General features: G+C 73.2%; 13 protein-coding genes and 1 riboswitch. Of the genes, 6 read left to right on the top strand and 7 right to left on the bottom strand.

The window, feature by feature from the left end; translation table 11 throughout:
- Positions 1-8: 8 nt before the first annotated feature.
- The gene (locus AB0E02_RS16210) at positions 9-1,394 is read left to right on the top strand and encodes an SWIM zinc finger family protein (protein ID WP_362139548.1); all 1,386 of its coding nucleotides are present in this window, start codon (positions 9-11) and stop codon (positions 1,392-1,394) included.
- A gap of 123 nt (positions 1,395-1,517) precedes the next feature.
- Positions 1,518-3,275 carry a DUF5691 domain-containing protein gene (locus AB0E02_RS16205; RefSeq protein WP_362139715.1) on the top strand — a complete coding sequence of 586 codons (1,758 nt, stop codon included), beginning with the start codon at positions 1,518-1,520 and terminating at the stop codon, positions 3,273-3,275.
- A gap of 23 nt (positions 3,276-3,298) precedes the next feature.
- Here AB0E02_RS16205 and AB0E02_RS16200 read toward each other — a convergent pair whose 3' ends face one another.
- Complete coding sequence (locus AB0E02_RS16200) at positions 3,299-3,757, bottom strand: cobalamin B12-binding domain-containing protein (RefSeq protein WP_051823727.1); 459 nt, start codon at positions 3,755-3,757, stop codon at positions 3,299-3,301.
- 369 nt (positions 3,758-4,126) lie between these two features.
- Here AB0E02_RS16200 and AB0E02_RS16195 point away from each other — a divergent pair, with 369 nt between their 5' ends.
- On the top strand, positions 4,127-4,927 hold the full coding sequence (locus tag AB0E02_RS16195; RefSeq protein ID WP_362139544.1) for an alpha/beta fold hydrolase: 801 nt from the start codon (positions 4,127-4,129) through the stop codon (positions 4,925-4,927).
- A 191-nt stretch (positions 4,928-5,118) separates the two neighbouring features.
- A complete protein-coding gene (locus tag AB0E02_RS16190; protein ID WP_362139541.1) occupies positions 5,119-6,888 on the top strand; it encodes a peptidoglycan DD-metalloendopeptidase family protein in 1,770 nt (589 codons plus the stop codon).
- A 74-nt stretch (positions 6,889-6,962) separates the two neighbouring features.
- Here the strand turns inward: AB0E02_RS16190 and pcrA are convergent, their stop codons facing one another.
- A complete protein-coding gene (gene pcrA / locus AB0E02_RS16185; RefSeq protein WP_362139538.1) occupies positions 6,963-9,437 on the bottom strand; it encodes a DNA helicase PcrA in 2,475 nt (824 codons plus the stop codon).
- Positions 9,438-9,719: 282 nt separating this feature from the next.
- A riboswitch (cyclic di-AMP (ydaO/yuaA leader) is annotated at positions 9,720-9,889 on the top strand.
- Between the two features lie 7 nt (positions 9,890-9,896).
- On the opposite strand from pcrA, the gene AB0E02_RS16180 reads away from it, so the two are divergent.
- Positions 9,897-11,054 carry an NlpC/P60 family protein gene (locus AB0E02_RS16180; protein ID WP_362139537.1) on the top strand — a complete coding sequence of 386 codons (1,158 nt, stop codon included), beginning with the start codon at positions 9,897-9,899 and terminating at the stop codon, positions 11,052-11,054.
- Between the two features lie 186 nt (positions 11,055-11,240).
- Here AB0E02_RS16180 and AB0E02_RS16175 read toward each other — a convergent pair whose 3' ends face one another.
- Complete coding sequence (locus tag AB0E02_RS16175; RefSeq protein ID WP_030416551.1) at positions 11,241-11,594, bottom strand: hypothetical protein; 354 nt, start codon at positions 11,592-11,594, stop codon at positions 11,241-11,243.
- A gap of 231 nt (positions 11,595-11,825) precedes the next feature.
- Between AB0E02_RS16175 and AB0E02_RS16170 the strand changes: the two genes are divergently transcribed.
- Positions 11,826-12,974, top strand: coding sequence for an NlpC/P60 family protein (locus AB0E02_RS16170; RefSeq protein ID WP_362139534.1), 1,149 nt, complete (start codon positions 11,826-11,828; stop codon positions 12,972-12,974).
- A 79-nt stretch (positions 12,975-13,053) separates the two neighbouring features.
- On the opposite strand, the gene AB0E02_RS16165 is transcribed toward AB0E02_RS16170, so the two are convergent.
- The 4 genes from AB0E02_RS16165 to AB0E02_RS16150 all read right to left on the bottom strand — a co-directional run bounded on the left by AB0E02_RS16165 (position 13,054) and on the right by AB0E02_RS16150 (position 18,329).
- A complete protein-coding gene (locus AB0E02_RS16165) occupies positions 13,054-14,178 on the bottom strand; it encodes an alpha/beta hydrolase-fold protein (protein WP_362139532.1) in 1,125 nt (374 codons plus the stop codon).
- A 261-nt stretch (positions 14,179-14,439) separates the two neighbouring features.
- Positions 14,440-15,153: a response regulator transcription factor gene (locus AB0E02_RS16160; protein WP_362139530.1), complete on the bottom strand. Its 714-nt coding sequence runs from the start codon at positions 15,151-15,153 to the stop codon at positions 14,440-14,442.
- Between the two features lie 59 nt (positions 15,154-15,212).
- Complete coding sequence (locus tag AB0E02_RS16155; protein WP_362139528.1) at positions 15,213-16,511, bottom strand: PspC domain-containing protein; 1,299 nt, start codon at positions 16,509-16,511, stop codon at positions 15,213-15,215.
- 87 nt (positions 16,512-16,598) lie between these two features.
- Positions 16,599-18,329 (bottom strand): serine/threonine-protein kinase, encoded by a 1,731-nt coding sequence (locus AB0E02_RS16150; protein WP_362139526.1) that lies wholly within the window; start codon positions 18,327-18,329, stop codon positions 16,599-16,601.
- Between the last annotated feature and the right edge of the window lie 164 nt (positions 18,330-18,493).

The raw sequence follows: 18,493 nt of genomic DNA, 5'->3' as shown, positions 1-18,493 counted from the left end.
TCGGAGACATGAATCCGCAGGGGGAACGCTGGACGACGGATCAGGTGCTGGCACTGGCGCCTGACGAGGCATCACGCAAGGCGGGCGGCAAGCTCGCGACGCCCGGGCCGTGGTCGGAGACGGGCGCGGACGGCAGCGCGGTGTGGGGGCTGTGCAAGGGCAGCGGGAAGAAGCCGTACCAAGCGGTCGTGGACGTCAAGGGACCGGCGTTCAGGTGCAGTTGCCCGAGCCGTAAGTTCCCGTGCAAGCACGCCCTGGGGCTGCTGCTGCTCTGGGCGGGGGACGAGGGCGCGGTGGCGGCCGGCGAGCCGCCGCAGTGGGCCGGTGAGTGGCTGGCCGCGCGCCGGGAGCGCGCGGAGCGGGCGGCGGCCGGGCCGTCCGGCGCCGCTGCCTCGCGCGGGCCCGCCGATCCGGAGGCCGCCCGGCGCCGGGCGGAGCGCCGGATGCAGCGGATCGGCGCGGGCGCCACGGAGCTGGAGCAGCGGCTGGCGGATCTGCTGCAGTCCGGTCTGGCCGCGGGCGGCCGGGAGGGTGGCGGCGCGCCGGGTGACGGCGGCGGGGGACGCTCGTGGGAGGAGACGGCCGCGCGGATGGTCGATGCGCAGGCGCCCGGTCTCGCCTCCCGGGTGCGGGAGTTGGGCGCGGTGGTGGCGTCCGGCGCGGACTGGCCGGCCCGGCTGCTGGAGGAGTGCGCGCTGCTGCACCTCCTCGATCAGGGCTTCCTCGGCATCGACCGGCTGCCGGCCCCGCTGGCGGCCACGGTCCGCGCGCGCGTCGGGCTGACCACGGACGCGGCGGAGCTACTGACCGGCCCCGACGCGGCGCCGGTCCGGGACCGCTGGCTGGTGCTGGCCCAGCAGGACAGCGACGACGGCAGGCTGACCACCCGCCGGATCTTCCTGCGCGGCGAGCGCACCGGCCGGATGGCGCTGCATCTGTCGTTCGCCGGCACCAACCGCCCGCTGGAGCCGGCCCTGCCGCCCGGTCTGGTCCTCGACGCGGACCTCGCCTACTACCCCGGAGCCCGCCCGCTGCGCGCCACCCTGGGCGAGCGGTACGCCCCGGCCGTCCCGGGCCCGGTGCCGCCGGGCTGCGGTATCGACGCCGCCCTGGCCGCGTACGGCGATGCGCTGCGCGACGACCCCTGGCTGGACTCCTGGCCGGTGGTGCTCGCCGACGTCACCCCGATACCGGGCCGCGACGGCCGGGGCTGGCAACTGGCCGACGCGGACGGCGAGTCGGCACTGCCGTTGGACCCGCGCTGCCTGGGCGGTACGGGCGTCTGGCAGCTGGCCGCCATATCGGGCGGCGCGCCGGTCACGGTCTTCGGCGAGTGCGGCCACCGCGGCTTCCTCCCGCTGACCGCCTGGGACCCGTCCCCGGTGTCCCTGTGACCCCGATTCCCGGCCGCGCCGGAGCGCGCGCTCCCGAGGACCCCATCCATCACCGATGCCTGGAGGACGGGCATGACGACCACCACCAGCCCTGAGCCCCACCCGACCGCCCCGACGACCCCGATGCCTCCGATGCCTCCGGCGACCGCCCCGGCCCCCTGGCCCGATCTGGTGAGCGCGGCGCTGCTGGGCACCGAGCGGCGGCTGCCCCCGGTGACCGTACGACCCGGGCAGAGTGCGGCGGCGGCCCTGCTGGACGCGGCCGCGGTGAGCACGGTGCGGCGGCGCGGCGCGCTGCGCCCCGCCCCGGCCGGTGAGCGGCCGGCCCCGGCACCGGACGACCCGCGGCCGCCGCTGCCGGCCGCGGCGCGCCGCAGGCTCGCCCTGCTGCTCGCCGACCGCGGCGGTACGGGAGGCGGCAGCCGCCGCGGCGCGGCCCCCGACCTGACCGAACTGCTGCCCCAGTGGCTGGCCGCCGCCGACGAGTACGGCTACCGCGCCCCGGAGGCCCTGCTGCCCGCGCTGCTCGACGCCGCCCGGGCCCGTACGGACCTGCGGCCGGCCGCGCTGGCGCTGGCCGGGCCGCGGGCGCGGTGGCTGGCGCGGCTCAACGACGCCTGGAAGTTCGCGCTCCGGGGGATCGGCGGCGCGGCCGTCCTGCCCGAGGGGGAGGCCCCCGAGGAGATCGCGCGGCGGTGGGAGGAGGGGCTGTTCGCGGAGCGGGTGGCCCTGCTGACGGCGGTCCGCCGCCGCGCCCCGGAGGCGGGCCGGGAGCTGCTGCGGACGACCTGGTCCACGGAGCGGGCCGAGGACCGGCTGATGTTCCTCGACTCGCTGCGCGAGGGGCTCACGGCGGGCGACGAGCCCTTCCTGGAGCAGGCGCTGTCCGACCGCAGCCGCACGGTCCGGGCCACCGCCGCCGAGCTGCTCTCCGCGCTGCCCGGTTCGGCCCTCGCGGCCAGGATGGCGCAGCGGGCACACGTCTGCGTGACCCTGGATTCCGCGGCCGGCCAGGAGGCGGTGATCCGGGTCGAGCCGCCCCAGGAGTGCGATGCGGGGATGCAGCGGGACGGCGTGGTTCCCAAGCCGCCCTCCGGTCGGGGTGAACGGTCCTGGTGGCTGGGCCAGTTGGTGGAGGCGACCCCGCTGGGCGGCTGGGAGGAGCGGTTCGGCGGCCGCGGTCCGGCGGAGATCGTCGCGCTCCCGGTGGCCGACGACTGGCGGACCGAGCTGCACGACGCCTGGTGCCGGGCCGCCGTGCGCCAGCGGGACGCCGCCTGGGCGCGGGCCCTGCTGGGTGTGCCGGGCGCGTCGTCCCGGACCGGCGAGGTCGCACCGGCCGGCTCCACACGGGACCTGACGAAGCTGCTGACCGTACTGCCGGACGGGGAACGGGCCGGCTGGGTGGCGGAGTTCATCGCCGCACACGGCCTGTCGGACGCGTTCCGGATGCTCGGGGTGTGCGCGGTCCCCTGGGCGGAGCCGCTGGGCCGGTCCGTCGTCGACGCGCTGGACATCGCCCGGGACGCCGGCAGCTATCCGTGGAGTTTCAGTGGGGTGATGGGCCTGGCCGAGCGCTGTCTGGACCCGGCGGCGGCGGACCGGCTCGCGATGCTCACCGCGGTCACCGACGAGCCCGAGGGCGCCTCGCCCGGCTCCGGCGGCTACTGGTCCGAGGCGTTCCAGCGGCTGGTCGGCACGCTCCGGCTGCGCGCCACGATGCGCGCCGAGCTCCTCCCGCCGCCGGACGCCAAGGCCGCCGGCGGCATCGGCCCGACCACCGCCGATGCCGCTGCTGCCGCCGATGTCGATACGGCTGCCGACGTTGATACGGCTGCCGATGCCGCTACGGCGGCCCCGGACGACGGGTCCGCGCCATGATCACTCTCGTCGCCCCGGGGGCCTCAGACCGCCAGTGGGCGGACGTTCGCGTTGACCCACTCCACGATCGAGGCGGTGGTCGCGCCGGGCGTGAAGATCTCGGCGACGCCCTGGGCCTTCAGCGGGGGAATGTCGGCCTCGGGGATGATGCCGCCGCCGAAGACCTTGATGTCCGCCGCGTCGCGCTCCGCCAGCAGGGCGATGACCTTCGCGAAGAGGGTGTTGTGCGCGCCGGAGAGGATGGACAGCCCGATCGCGTCGGCGTCCTCCTGGATCGCGGTGTCGACGATCTGCTCGGGGGTCTGGTGCAGCCCGGTGTAGATGACCTCCATACCGGCGTCGCGCAGCGCCCGGGCGATGACCTTGGCGCCCCGGTCGTGCCCGTCCAGCCCCGGCTTGGCCACCACGACACGGATCGGCCCCGACCGGCCCGCCGCGCCAGGGGTCCCCGCCTGCGCTCCGTCCTGCCGAGCCACACTCATCACTGCCTCCAAGCCCTGCACGGCACGGTGGTGCCGCAAAGCCGACAATCGGGCGCGCGACCGCGATCCGGCGGCCACGACGTGAACGAACGTTATCGCCAGCATCCAGTATCCAGCCGTTTCGTGACATCCGGCGAGGGGGAAATCACACCTGGGACACGTTCGCTACGCGCCGCGTTCCGTGCGTCGTGCCGCCAGGGCCGGGCGGAGTGCGCGCGGGCCGGGCGTCCGGGGAGCCGCAGCCGGGCCGCCGCACCATGGATCGTCACGCGCATCGGGACGAGTGCGCCCGTGCGCCGCCGCTCATGGCTTCCCACGAGGGCATCGGGGGTCAGCGCCGCCTGCCGCATGCCGTTCGGGAGGTCGGTCATGCAGACCCTGCCCTGTCTTCGCACCACGCTCGTGGACCTGGCGGTCCTCGCCGGGCATCTACTCCTCTATCCCACCGGCATGTCCCGGGAGCGTTCCGTGCCACGGCCGCCCCACGCGACGGAAGACGCCCCTCCGCTCCTCCCGACCGAGGGCCGGGCGCATCCGCCCGTCCTGCTGCTGCACGGCTTCATCGACAACCGCTCGGTCTTCGTGCTGCTGCGCCGTTCGCTGCTGCGCCACGGCTGGTGCCACGTCGAGGCGCTCAACTACTCCCCGCTGACCTGCGACCTGCGGAAAGCGGCGGAGTTGCTGGGCCGGCATGTGGCGGACGTCTGCGCGCGGACCGGTCACCGCCGGGTGGACCTCGTCGGGCACAGCCTGGGCGGTCTGATCGCCCGCTACTACGTCCAGCGGCTCGGCGGCGACGCCCGGGTCCGCAGGGTCGTCACCCTCGGCACCCCGCACGCCGGGACCCGTATAGCCCCCTTGATGTCGGCCCACCCCATCGTCCGCCAGATGCGCCCCGATTCCGAGGTGATAGCGGAGTTGTCGCTGCCGGCGCCGAATTGCCGGACGCAATTTGTCGCTTTCTGGAGCGACGCGGATCAGGTGATGATTCCAGCCACCGCGGCCAGAATCGATCACCCGGATTTGCTCGCCCGTAACGTCCATGTCGCCGGTGTCGGACATCTCGCCCTCCCGGTGAACGGCACCGTCGCGGCCGGCATACGGGAGGCACTGGCCGCGGCGGACCCGGCAGCCGAAGAGGAGGCCGACGGAGCCATATCCGTGGCCTGAGGCCGCTCCGCTCCGTGACGGGCTATCGAACAGCCATCGAACGGGGCGCCAAGAACTCGCATGGCCTCTGCCGAAAGGCGGCCAAATGCCCGGTCTCGCGCAGCGTAAAACCCGTGGAAGATTGTCGCCGTCGTGTACCGCCGGGTACAGTCGCCGCTAATTCTCCTGCTGCCGAGGCGAAAGAGAAGTTGGTGAACGACCGTCACCCATCGGAGGCCGCGCTTCCGACCGGCTCCGCTTCCGACGCCTCGTATGCGCACTATCCGGCCTACGAGTCCTACGGGCAGCAGCATTCCCCGGCCGGTGGTGCCGAATACGGCGACGGCGACCCCCTCTTCGGCTCGCTCCCCGGCGCGTACGACACCGGTGCCCACGCCACGGGCGGTTACGACACCGGCGGCTATCCCGGCGGGACGTACGACACCGGCGCCTACGACATGAGCACCTACGGCACGGGCAGCTACGGCGCCGGCGACTACGGCACGGGGACGTACCCGACGGCGGGCGACGGCTACGCCACCGGCACGTACGACACCGGCGGCTACCCCACGGCGCAGTGGGACACCGGCGCCTACGACCCGTACGCGCACACCGCCTACGAGACCCCGGCGCAGGACCCGAGCGGCTACGACACCCACGGCGCCACGGTCTACGGCGTCGGCGGGTACGACACCGGGAACCACCCCACCACCGGCTATGACACCGGCAGTTACGCCGTCGGCGCGTACGAGGCGTACGGGACGACCGGGGCCTACGAGACGCTGGGCACGCAGGAGCCCGCCGGGACATACGGGACGACGGGCGGCTATGACGCCCTCGGGCAGCAGGCCCCCGCGGTCGAGGAGACCGCGGCCTTCGACAGGGCGGCCTTCGACACGGCCGCCTTCGAGATGGCGAACTTCGAGACCGCCACCTTCGACACCATCGGCGTCGACGCACGGCACACGGACCCGCTCGACACCGCGAGCTACGAAGCCACCGCGATCTGGTCCACCACCGACCAGCCGCTGATGGCCGGCATCCCCGCCCAGCCCGGCCCGCCCCCGGCCGACTCCGCCGCCTGGGACGACCACGACGACACCGACGTCACCGACGAGGCCCCGGGCCAAGGCGCCGCCGCCGTTGCCGAGGCCCCGACCCAGGCGATGCCGGTGACCTCTCCGGCCCCCGCCCCGGCCGGCCGGCGGGTCACCGGGCCCGCCGCCGGGAAGCCGGTCCGCGGCCGCGGCCGGCGCCGCCCGGCGAAGCGTTCGGCGCTGCTGACCGTCGCCGTGCCGTCGGTCGCCGCCATGGGCGTCTGCGGGGTGGCCGCCGCGTCCGTCGCCGGTCTCGGCGGCAACGACAAGGACGACACCACCACCCAGGCCACCGCGCCCGACCCGGGCGGCGTCCAGCGGGCCGCGGCCAACAAGAAGCTCGACACCCAGCTCGCCGGACTCAGCGCCGGCGCCGACGACTTCCGCGACCGGGCCAGCCGCACCCAGGAACGGCTCGACCTCAAGGAACGCCAGGCGCAGGAGCGCAAGCGGAAGGCGGAGGAGGCCGCCCGCAAGGAGGCGCTGCGCCCGAAGTTCGTACTGCCCGTGACCCAGCACGGACTCAGCGCGCTCTTCGGCCAGGCCGGCGTGAACTGGATGTCCGTGCACACCGGAATCGACTTCCCGGTCAGCTACGGCACCCCGGTCATGTCCGCCACCGACGGCACCGTCCGGACCCAGTGGAACTCCGCCTACGGCAACATGGCGATCGTGACCGCGCCGGACGGCACGGAGACCTGGTACTGCCACCTGAGCAGCACCAAGATCCGGTCGGGTTCGGTCAAGGCCGGTGAGCAGATTGCCTATTCGGGCAACTCCGGCAACTCCACCGGCCCGCATCTGCACTTCGAGGTGCGTCCCGGGGGCGGCGCGGCGGTCGACCCGATCCCGTGGCTGCGCAGCCACGGCCTCAACCCCAACTGACGCCCGGCGCACCGTTCCCGCAGCGCCGGCCACCGGCCGGCGCCCAGGACTCCGTCAGAGCTGCCAGGCCTTTGTCAGAGCTTCTCCACCGGCGCGTACCGCAGCAGCAGCCGCTTGGGCTTCTCGCCGCCGAAGTCGATCGTCGCCTCGGAGTTGTCCCCGCTGCCCTTGACGGCGACGACCGTGCCCAGCCCGAAGCTGTCGTGGGTGACACGGTCACCGACGGCCAGCGAGACCACCTGGCGGTCATTGGTCCGGCGGGTGGCGAAACCGCTCGGCCCCTTGGCGCGGGACGAGGAGAACGACGAGCCGATGCCCCCGCCGAAGCCGCCACCGCCGGCCCGGGACGACAGCCCGCCCATCGACGCGGACGGCGTCGCCGGGCCGGTCCGCTTCCACTCGACGTAGTCGTCCGGGATCTCCTCCAGGAACCGCGACGGCGGGTTGTACGACGGCTGGCCCCAGGCGCTGCGCATCGTCGAGCGGGTGACGTACAGCCGCTCGCGGGCGCGGGTGATGCCGACGTACGCCAGCCGGCGCTCCTCCTCCAGCTCCTTGGTCTGGCCCAGCGCGCGCATGTGCGGGAAGACGCCGTCCTCCATGCCGGTCAGGAAGACCACGGGGAATTCCAGGCCCTTGGCGGTGTGCAGCGTCATGAGGGTGACCACGCCGCTGCCTTCCTCGTCCTCGTCGGGGATCTGGTCGGAGTCGGCGACCAGCGCGACCTGTTCGAGGAAGTCGGAGAGGGTGCCCGGATTCTCCTCGCCACGGTCCTGCTCGAATTCCAGGGCGACCGCGGCGAGTTCCTGGAGGTTCTCGATCCGGGTCTCGTCCTGCGGGTCGGTGGACGCCTGGAGTTCGGCGAGGTAGCCCGTGCGCTCCAGCACGGCCTCCAGGATCGTGGCGGGCCCGGCGCCGGACTCCACGATCGTCCGCAGCTCCTCCATCAGGACGTTGAAGCGCTTGACGGCGTTGGCGGAGCGGGCCGCCATGCCGTACGCCTCGTCGACCCGGCGCAGGGCCTGCGGGAAGGTGATCTTCTCGCGGAGCGACAGGGCGTCGATCATCGCCTCGGCGCGCTCGCCGATGCCGCGCTTGGGGACGTTCAGGATGCGGCGCAGCGGGACGCTGTCCTCGGGGTTGGCGAGCACGCGCAGGTACGCGAGGACGTCGCGGACCTCCTTGCGCTCGTAGAAGCGCACTCCGCCGACGACCTTGTAGGGCAGCCCGACCCGGATGAGGATCTCCTCGAAGACACGGGACTGGGCGTTGGTGCGGTAGAAGACGGCGACGTCGCCGGCCTTGGCGTCGCCGGCGTCGGTCAGCCGGTCGATCTCGTCGGCGACGAACTGCGCCTCGTCGTGCTCGGTGTCGGCGACATAGCCGTTGATCTTGGCGCCGGCGCCGGCGTCGGTCCAGAGGTTCTTGGGGCGGCGGTTCTCGTTGCGCTCGATGACGGCGTTGGCGGCGGACAGGATCGTCTGCGAGGAGCGGTAGTTCTGCTCCAGCAGGATCGTGGTCGCGTCCGGGTAGTCCTCCTCGAACTGGAGGATGTTGCGGATCGTGGCGCCGCGGAAGGCGTAGATCGACTGGTCGGCGTCACCGACGACGCACAGCTCGGCGGCGGGGATGTCGGCGGTGCCGGTGCCCACGAGCTCGCGGACGAGGGTGTACTGGGCGTGGTTGGTGTCCTGGTACTCGTCGACGAGGACGTGCCGGAAGCGGCGGCGGTAGTGCTCGGCGACGTCCGGGAAGGCCTGGAGGAGGTTGACCGTCGTCATGATGATGTCGTCGAAGTCCAGGGCGTTGGCCTCGCGCAGCCGCGCCTGGTACATCGCGTACGCCTCGGCCAGCGTCTTCTCGAATCCGTCGGCCGCGGTCCCGGCGAAGGTCTCCTCGTCGATGAGCTCGTTCTTGAGGTTGGAGATCTTCGCGCTGAAGGACTTGGGCGGGAAGCGCTTGGGGTCGAGGTCCAGATCGCGGCAGACCAGGGACATCAGGCGCTTGGAGTCGGCGGCGTCGTAGATCGAGAAGGAGGACGTGAAGCCCAGCTTCTTGGACTCGCGGCGCAGGATCCGCACGCAGGCGCTGTGGAAGGTGGAGACCCACATGGCGTTGGCGCGCGGGCCGACCAGCTGCTCGACGCGCTCCTTCATCTCGCCGGCGGCCTTGTTCGTGAAGGTGATCGCGAGGATCTGGCCGGGGTGGACGTGCCGCTCGGCGAGCAGGTGCGCGATGCGGTGGGTGAGCACCCGGGTCTTGCCGGATCCGGCGCCGGCGACGATCAGCAGCGGGCTGCCGGTGTGCACCACGGCGGCCTTCTGCTGGTCGTTGAGCCCCTCAAGCAGCGCGGCGGGGTCGAGGGCCGGGCGGGCGGCGCCGTCGCGGTAGTACGCGTCCCTGGGCACGGGCGCGTCGAACCGCCCGCCGAACAGGTCGGCGGGGATCTCCTCGGGGACCGGCCCGTGCTCGTCCTCGGGGGGCGGCGGGGGCTCCTCGTCCTTGTGGCCGAGGTCCGCCAGGAAGCTGTCGTCAAAGAGGCTGCTCATCGCCCACCGAGTCTAGGCCGCCGCACCGACAGCGTGCCGGGGACTGTGGACAAGTGGCCGGGACGGCCGGAGAACGGGCGTTGCGGACGGCGGCCGCGCACACCGCCCGAAAGCGGAACGATATCGCTCAGGTCACGAAAAGGTTTCGGGCATATCGAACATCAGCCTTCACAGGAGCCACACGAGTTGGCTAACGTCCTCGCTCAGGCAGCCCGCCTCCCCGCGAACGACAGCGTCCGCACGGGCCGCCGACGCCGAGTCCGGCCCTGCCCGCGACGTGTCCCTCCGGTCACGCCCGGGTCACCCGGAGCCGGGGACCCACCAGCAACACCGGGGTGAATCGATCCGTCCGACCGACGCCAGCGGACGTACGGACCGTAGGGCACGGCCTTCCGTCAGCGACACCGCCCGAACCCGACAGCTAACCCGGTAGGCGGTCCACGGAAGGAGTTGCCGGCCTTGGCGTCCCATCGCAAGCCGCGCACCAGCGTTCTCACCTCGCCCGGGAGCCGCCGTACGGCGGCCGGGCTCACCACCGCCGCGCTCGCCTCGGTCACCCTGCTCTCGCAGACCGCCGACGCCGCCGCCCCCAGAGCCCCCCGGCCCACCATCGAAGACGTCAAGCAGAAGGTCGACGGCCTCTACCGGCAGGCCGAGGTGGCCACCCAGAAGTACAACGCCGCCAAGGAGCGCGCCGATCACCAGCGCGAGACCGTGGACGGGTTGCTCGACGCCGCGGCCAAGCGGGCCGAGAAGATGAACGCGTCCCGGCGGGAGCTCGGGACGTTCGCCTCGGCGCAGTACCGTACCGGCGGGATGAACCCGACCGCGCAGCTGATGCTCGCCAAGGACCCGCAGCAGTTCTTCGACCGCAGCCACCTGATGGAGCGGCTGACCGGGCGGCAGCAACAGGCCGTCAGCGACTACCAGCAGCAGGCCGCGGCGGCCGCCCGGCAGCGGGCCGAGGCGTCCCGCAGCCTGGATCAGCTGCAGAATTCGCAGGCCGCCCTGAAGGAGTCCAAGCGCTCCGTGCAGCAGAAGCTGGCCGAGGCTCGGCAGCTGCTGTCCCGGCTGACCGCCCAGGAGAAGGCGCGGCTGGCCGAACTGGAGCGCCGGAAGGAGGCGGCGGCCAAGCGCCGGGCCGAGGAGGAGGCGCGCAAGCAGCAGGAGCGCGAGCGGCAGCGGCAGCACGACGGCGGCTCCACCGGCGGCCGGACCGGCGGGGACACCGGCGGCTCCACCGGGGGCTCGACCGGAGGCTCGCAGTCCACCAAGGCCGAGAAGGCCCTCGCGTTCGCCCGCGCCCAGATCGGCAAGCCGTACGTCTGGGGCGCCACCGGGCCCTCGTCCTACGACTGCTCGGGGCTGACCCAGGCGGCGTGGAAAGCGGCCGGGGTCGTTCTGCCGCGCACCACCTGGGAACAGGTCAAGGTCGGCCAGCGGGTGGCGACCAAGGACCTGCAACCCGGTGACCTGGTCTTCTTCTTCGACGACATCAGCCACGTCGGCATGTACATAGGCGGCGGCAAGATGATCCACGCACCGCACCCGGGCGCGAACGTCCGGGAGGAGTCGATCTACTACATGCCGATCTACGGGAGCGTCCGCCTGGGCTGACGCCCGGCCCCGCTCCCCCTTGGCCCACCCCCCACGGAAACCCCCCACACGCCACCGCGCGGCCCTCGCCTCCGGATCCCGGAGTGCGACGACCGCGCGGTGTGCTGCTGTGGGGGCGCCGTTGCCGGGCCCTGGGCACTAGGGGCCGGGGTCGGCGGCCGGCGTTCTCAGGTCCGGCCGGCGTTCTCAGGTCCAGAGGACGGCGATGAAGATGTTGGCCATCGTGAGGCCGCCGACCGCGCCGAACAGCGCCTTGTCGATCTGCTCCTCGTCCCGCTTGACGTAGACCAGTGCCAGGATCACCACCAGGACGGCCATCTTGATGCCGATCTTGATGTTGTTGACCGGGTGGTCCTGCGCCTGGTTGAGGCCGACCAGCACGATGCCCGTGACCAGCATCGTCAGCGCGCCGTGCAGCATGGCCGGAACGAACCGGGCGGTGCCCGCACCCATCGCCTTCATCTGCGTCAGGAAGCCGCCCAGCAGGGAGGCGATGCCGATGATGTGCAGGCCGACGAAGATATTGATGACTACGTCCATGGGGCCGGATCGTATCCGCCGCATAGCACGCCCTTTTCGGCAGGGCGTCCACATTCGCCGCTTCGGTCAGCGCGGAGCGGCCCCGGCGACCGGGCGATGACGCTCCGGTCAGCCGCGTTCGGGCAGCGGTCGAAACCGGACAATGCCGTGCAAGTGAGCCCATCCCCGTGACAGCCGGGCTTAGCGTCCTCCTCCAGGCGGCCGACTCCCGCCCCGCCGCAAGGGAAGGAAGTGACGGCCACCGTGGCCTCGCACCGCAAGCCCAGGCAGCATCCGCTCGCCTCGCTCACCGGCGGCTCGCGCACCGCGCGCACCGCCCGTACGGCCGCCACGCTGGCCCTCGCCGGCGCCGCCACCGCCACCGCCTTCGACGGCACCGGCCAGGCGGCGGACCTCTCCACCCCCGCCCAGGTCAAGGGCCGGGTCGATGCGCTGTACCAGGAGGCAGAGGTGGCCACACAGAAGTACGACGGCGCGCAGGAAGCCGCGGAGACCGCACGCGAGGAGCTGAGCAGACTGCAGGACGAGGCCGCCCGCAGGACCCAGAAGCTGAACACCGCGCGGGCCGGGCTGGGCGCCCTGGCCGCCTCCCAGTACCGCTCCGGCGGCGTGGACCCGACCGTACGGCTGCTGCTGTCCGCCGATCCGCAGCGCTATCTGGAGGGCGCCGCGGTGCTGGAGCGGACGGGGGCCCACCAGGCGAGCGCGGTGGCCGGGTACGCGCGCCGGCTCGGCAGCGTGCGGCAGGTCCGGCAACGGGCCGAGGAGACCGCGGAACGGCTGACCCGGAACGAGTCCACGCTGAAGAAGCACCGGGTCACCGTCGTCCGGAAACTGGACGCCGCGGAGCAGCTGCTGGCCCGGCTGACGGCGGAACAGCGGGGCCGGATGGCCGGACGGGACGGCTCCCGGGCCGGGACGGCGGGCGGCCGGGCGGACCGCGGGGGCGGCGGGCGGGACGGCGGTCTGCTCGGCGGGATCCCCACCGGCTCGGCGGCCGCGGCCACCGCCTCCGCGCAGCAGGCGCCCAACGCGCGGGCCGCCCGGGCGGTGGCGTTCGCCTACGCCGCGCTCGGCAAGCCGTACGTCTGGGGCGCCACCGGGCCCGCCGCGTACGACTGCTCGGGGCTGACCCAGGCCGCGTGGCGGTCCGGCGGGGTCGCCCTCCCGCGCACGACCTACACCCAGATCAACGCCGGCCCGCGCATCGACCGTTCCCAACTGGCGCCCGGGGACCTGGTGTTCTTCTACACGGCCGTCAGTCACGTGGGGCTCTACATCGGCGACGGGAAGATGATCCACGCACCGCATCCGGGCGCACCGGTGCGGATCTCGCCGATCGACCAGATGCCCTTCGCGGGCGCCACGCGGCCGGCGTAGGGGCCACACGCCCGGCGCCGGGGGTACGTCGCCCGGCGCCGGTGGTCGGGGGCCGGTGCTCGGAGCCCGGTCTGCTGGCTCAGGCCCGCAGTTGCAGGCCCAGCCAGCGGAAGATCTCCGGCACCTGGTTGCGCCACACCACCGTGGTGTGGCCGCCGGCGTTCGCCGCTATCTGGTGCACGGTGACCGTCGTCGGGCGCTTCGCGAGCTGCCGGAGGCCGAGGCCCGCCTGATAGCCGTCGCCGGCCGCGCCCGACACGTACAGGGCGGTGCGCGGCGGGCGGCCGGCCGCGTTGGCGGCCTTCAGGATGTGCAGCGGGTTGGACTGCACACGCAGCGCGGGGTCCTTGCCGGCGAGCGAATCGGGCTCCAGCGCCGGGTCGTTGTAACCGGACATGGCGACCGCGGCGCGGTAGCGGTCCGGGTGGGCCAGGGCCAGCTTGGCGGCGCAGTGGGCGCCGGCCGAGTAGCCCGCCAGGGCCCAGGAGTGCGGCCGGTCGCCGGCCCGGAAATTGTCGACGATCATCTGGCGGACGTCGACGGTCAGCCAGCTGTCCGCGTTGACCTTGCCGGTGATGTTGACGCAGCCGGTGTCGGCGCCGGTGAGGAGGGTGGTGCGCGGCGCCACGAGGATGGCGGGCTTGATCTCGCCGCGCTGCATCTTCGGGCCGAGCTGCTCGGCGACGTGCAGTGCGCCGAACCAGGCCTTCGCCGACCCGGGGTACCCGGGCAGCAGCTCGACGACCGGGAACTTCTTGTTCCGGAACGCGGGGTCGTTGTACTGCGGCGGCAGCCAGACGTACACCTCGCCGACCACGCCCGAGATGCGGCCCTTGAGGTTGGTCATCTGGACGCCGGGGCCCACCTTCGGGTCGTCCGCGGGCCGGAACTGCTGGATCTGCCGGGGCTGGTTCTTGATCTGCCGGCCGCCCATGCCGTCCGGTCCGAGGTCCTTCGCGACCGCGACGTGGCTGTCGGTGCCGAGCAGGTCGCCCCAGGTGTCGTAGAGGTTGTTCGCGTTGTTGACCAGGACGAACACCACGGTGATGGCGGTGATCTGGGCGAACAGCAGCATCAGCAGCCGCGCGAGACCACGCAGCAGCGGCGGGCCGGCTATCCGGCTCCAGATGGCGAGCGGCAGCACAACGGCGATGACCAGCAGCGCGATCGAGGTGAGGAAGAAGGGCGTGCCCGTCAGGCTCATCGGGAACTCGCTTCCAGGAACGCATGACGCGAAGGACGTGGGGTGGGGTGGTTCGGGCCCCGCCTTCGGCAGTGAGCCTCTCCGCGCCCTTAGATGGCGATCCGCGTGGTCCTGGTTGCCCGTCTTTGGTCCTTCTTTACGCCCTTCTTCACACCCCCCTTCACGTCCCGTGTGGTGCGTGTGGGGTCAGTGTGACCTCCGTCCCACCGTCCCCGCACCGCCCGCCCGCCGTGCCTGCTGCCTCCCGGGCCGGCCCCTCCGTCAGACCAGGCGGCGGGCCGCGGCCCAGCGGGTCAGCTCGTTGCGGTTGGACAGCTGGAGCTTGCGCAGCACCGCCGAGACATGCGATTCGACCGTCTTCACGGAGATGAACATCTGCTTCGCGCACTCCTTGTACGCATAGCCGCGGGCGATCATCCGCAGCACCTCGCGCTCGCGCTGGGTGAGGCGGTCCAGGTCCTCGTCGATCGGCGGGGCGTCCGTCGAGGCGAAGGCGTCCAGGACGAAGCCGGCCAGCCGCGGGGAGAAGACCGCATCGCCGTCCGCCACCCGGAAGATCGCGCTGATCAGGTCCGTGCCGGTGATCGTCTTGGTGACGTAGCCGCGGGCGCCGCCACGGATGACGCCGATGACGTCCTCCGCCGCGTCGGAGACCGACAGGGCGAGGAAGCGGACCGGCTTCTCGGGGTCGGCCATCATCGTGGCGCTGCGGCGCAGCACCTCGGCGCCGCCGCCCCCGGGGAGGTGGACGTCCAGGAGGACGACCTCGGGGCGGGTGGCGGTGATGACCGTGATCGCCTGGTCGACGTCGGCGGCCTCGCCGACCACCTCGACGCGGGTCCGCCCGGTCTCGCCGATCTCGGCCTGGACGCCCGTACGGAACATCCGGTGGTCGTCGACCAACACCACCCGTACGGTGCGGTCGCCGTCCTCCGCGCCGCCGTTGCCGTCCTGCTGCACGCCCTCGCTGCTCATGTCTTCCGTCCGTCCCTCGGTGTCTGCCCGGTCATCATCCCGTGTCCTGCCCGGCCCGGTCATGCGTCGGACTCCTGCGCGGTGCGCTCCATCTCCAGCTCGACGACCGTGCCGCCCTCGGGGGCGGAGCGCAGCCGGGCGGTGCCGCCGTGGCGCTCCATGCGGCCGATGATCGATTCGCGGACGCCCATCCGGTCGGCGGGGACGGCGTCCAGGTCGAATCCGGGACCGCGGTCGCGCACCGAGACGAAGACCGATGAGCCCTCCACCTCGGCGAACACCTGGACCGCGCCGCCCTCGCCGCCGTATTTGGCGGCATTGACCATCGCCTCGCGCGCGGCCTGCATCTGGGCGCCCAGCGCCTCGTCCAGCGGGCAGTCGCCGACGACCACGACCTCGATCGGGACGCCGTGGTGGTCCTCCACCTCGGCGGCGGCCTTGCGCACCGCCTCCGCGAGCGTGGCCGGCTCCTCGTCCTCCTCCTTGCCACGGCCTTCGGGTTTGTAGAGCCAGGCGCGCAGTTCGCGTTCCTGGGCCCGGGCCAGCCGCGCCACCTCGCGGGGGTCGTCGGCGTTGCGCTGGATCAGGGTGAGGGTGTGCAGCACGGAGTCGTGGACGTGGGCGGCGACCTCGGCGCGCTCCTGGGCGCGGATCCGCATCAGCCGCTCCTCGGAGAGGTCCTGGGCCATCCGCACCAGATACGGGCCGGCCAGCAGGGCGATGCCGACGAGGACGGCGAGCGCGGCCTGCAACACCGAACCGAGGTGCCGCACCGAGCCCTGGAGCACCACGATGCCGGTCACGCCGACGCAGACCAGCAGCACTCCGGCCGCACCGCGCAGCACCGGCAGCAGCCCCTTGCGGCGGCCGAGCTCCAGCCACTGGGCGCGCCGGGAGTTGTCCGCCTGGCGCCACACCAGGGCGACGCCGGCGCCGATCAGCAGCACCGGCCAGAGATAGCCGTCGGCCTGGCCGAGCTGGAAGCGGGAGGCGACCACGGCCGCGCCGATCAGCAGGGCGATCAGCGCGAAGACCTGCCCCCGGTCGGGCCGGCGGGCCAGCCGCCGTCGCTTGCCGTCGCCGGGGGCGGGCTGCCGGTGCTCCACGCCTCCGACGCCCAGCGGGACGAAGAACCAGAACGCGGCGTACAGCAGGGCGCCCATGCCGTCGGCCATGAAGAGGGCCACGAAGACGATCCGCACCCAGGAGACCGGCAGGCCGAGGTGCCCGGCGAGGCCGCGCGCGACGCCGCCGAGCAGCCGCCCGTCGGCGCTGCGGTAGAGCTTGCGCACGGGCGGCTCGTCGGGGTCCGGCGCCGGGGCGTAGATCGTCTCGGCGCGCGGTGGTGCGGTGGTCATGTCCCCGATCGTCACACGCGCCGGGCGCCCGGGGCATCAGGGTCGACCCTGAACCGGCCCTGAGGTTCCCCTGAGCCGGTCAGGGGGTCAGCTCTTGGGGGCGACCTTGCGGAAGCCGTCCTTCATGTCCGAGAAGACCTTCTCGAACTTCGTCCAGTTCGCCGCGGGCGCGGAGACGTAGATCGCGTACTCCTTGTCGCCCTCGCGGCCGAAGCCCAGGTCGATCCCACGGTACGTGCGGGCCCGGCCGCCGAACGTGAACTCCCAGATGGCCGCGGGGTCTCCCTGGAAGACCGTGTCCTGCAGGCGCAGCCTGCTGTACACCGGGTACAGCTTCCTGAAGTCGGCCTCGACGTCCTTGAAGTGCTGCACCTGGTCGGCCGAGGAGAAGTCCAGGACGCTGACGGTGAGCTGGGCGAGCTCGGCGTCGGAGGCGTAGACGATCTGCCGGCCGCCGTCCTTGACCTGGCGCCGCCATCCGTCGGGCACCGGGAAGGTGACACCGAGCCCGCGTTCGACGGCCTTGTGGTAGCCGGCCGGGAGGGGCGGCGGCGGTCCGATGCTGCTGCTCGGCACGCCCGGCATCACGGGCACCTCCTTGTCACCCGCCGCCTTGTCGCCCGTCACCTTGCTGGCCGCGGCGGGCTCCTCGTGCTGCGTCAGGTACCAGGCGGCTCCCGCGCCGCCGCCGGCGACCAGCGCCCCGGTGATGCTCAGGGCCACGATCCGGCCGCCCCGCCGCTTACGGGACGCGGGGGCGCCGCCGTCGGAGAGGGCCACCCGGCCCGTGACGCCGCCGTCGGCGGGCAGGCCTCCGGTACCGGTGGTTGCTCCGGCGCGGCCCGGGCGGGTCGGTACGCCACCCGTGTGCGGCACCGCGCGGGTCGTCGCCTCCGAGTGCTCGTCCGGTGCGGCCGGTTCCTCGCCCGCCGACCCGGGGGCGAGCGGCGGCCAGCCGAGCAGCGCGGTCTCCGCGTCGCTCTCGGCCGCCCGCAGCGCCTGCTCGACGACCTCGGCGGTCGGCCGGTCCTCCGGCTCCTTGGCGAGCAGCGCCTCGACGAGCGGGGTGAGCGGCCCGGCGTTGCGCGGCGGGTCGAGCGGGTCCATGGCGATCGCGTAGGCCGTCTCGACCGCGGTGTTCTTACGGAACGGGGGCCGTCCCTCGACCGCCTGATAGAGCGTCGCGCCCAGCGCCCACAGATCGGAGGCGGGGCCCGGGGTGCCGCCCTTGACGCGTTCCGGCGCCAAGTAGTCGATGGAGCCGACCAGCTCGCCGGTCTTGGTGAGGGTGGAGGTCCCGGAGGCGACCGCGATGCCGAAGTCGGTGAGCACGACCCGGCCGTCCTGGCCGAGGAGCACGTTGCCGGGCTTGACGTCGCGGTGCAGCACACCGGCGGAGTGCGCGGCCCGCAGCGCGGCGATCATGCCGCGGCCGATCCGGGCGGCCTCGCGCGGGGTGACCGAACCACCGGTCCGCGCGGCCTCCTTGATGGCGTCGCCGAGGGTCGTGGAGGGGACGTACTCCATGACGATGCAGGGCAGCCCGGCGTCGTCCACGACGTCGTGCACGCCCACGACGTTGGGGTGGTTGATGCGCGCCGCGGCCTGCGCCTCACGGGTGGTGCGCTCATGGCGGGTCGCCAGTTCGTCCGCCTCCAGTTGCGGCGACACATGCAGGCGCTTGACGGCGACCTGACGCCCGAGGAGTTCGTCCCGGGCCCGCCAGACGGTGCCCATACCGCCCTGGCCTATCCGCTCAACCAGGCGATACCGCCCGGCGACCAGTCGCCCCTCGTCCACCGACGCCGCCTCCGTCACCGCACGCCCCTCCGGAAACCCGTACGTATCCGAGGCGCAACGATAGTCTCCGGCGCCGGCGGTCAGCCCGCGGCCCACCGCAGGCCGGCTCGTGTCCGCCGGTCCGGGCGGGAGCTCGTGGCATATGCCCGCCGGCGGGGGATTTCCGCACGGCCCTGAGAGGT

Origin of the sequence: Streptomyces sp. NPDC048196 (assembly GCF_040652715.1) — a bacterium.
Lineage (GTDB): Bacteria > Actinomycetota > Actinomycetes > Streptomycetales > Streptomycetaceae > Streptomyces > Streptomyces siderophoricus.
Note: the sequence above shows the minus strand (reverse complement) of the source record. Positions and strands in the feature narration are given on the sequence as shown.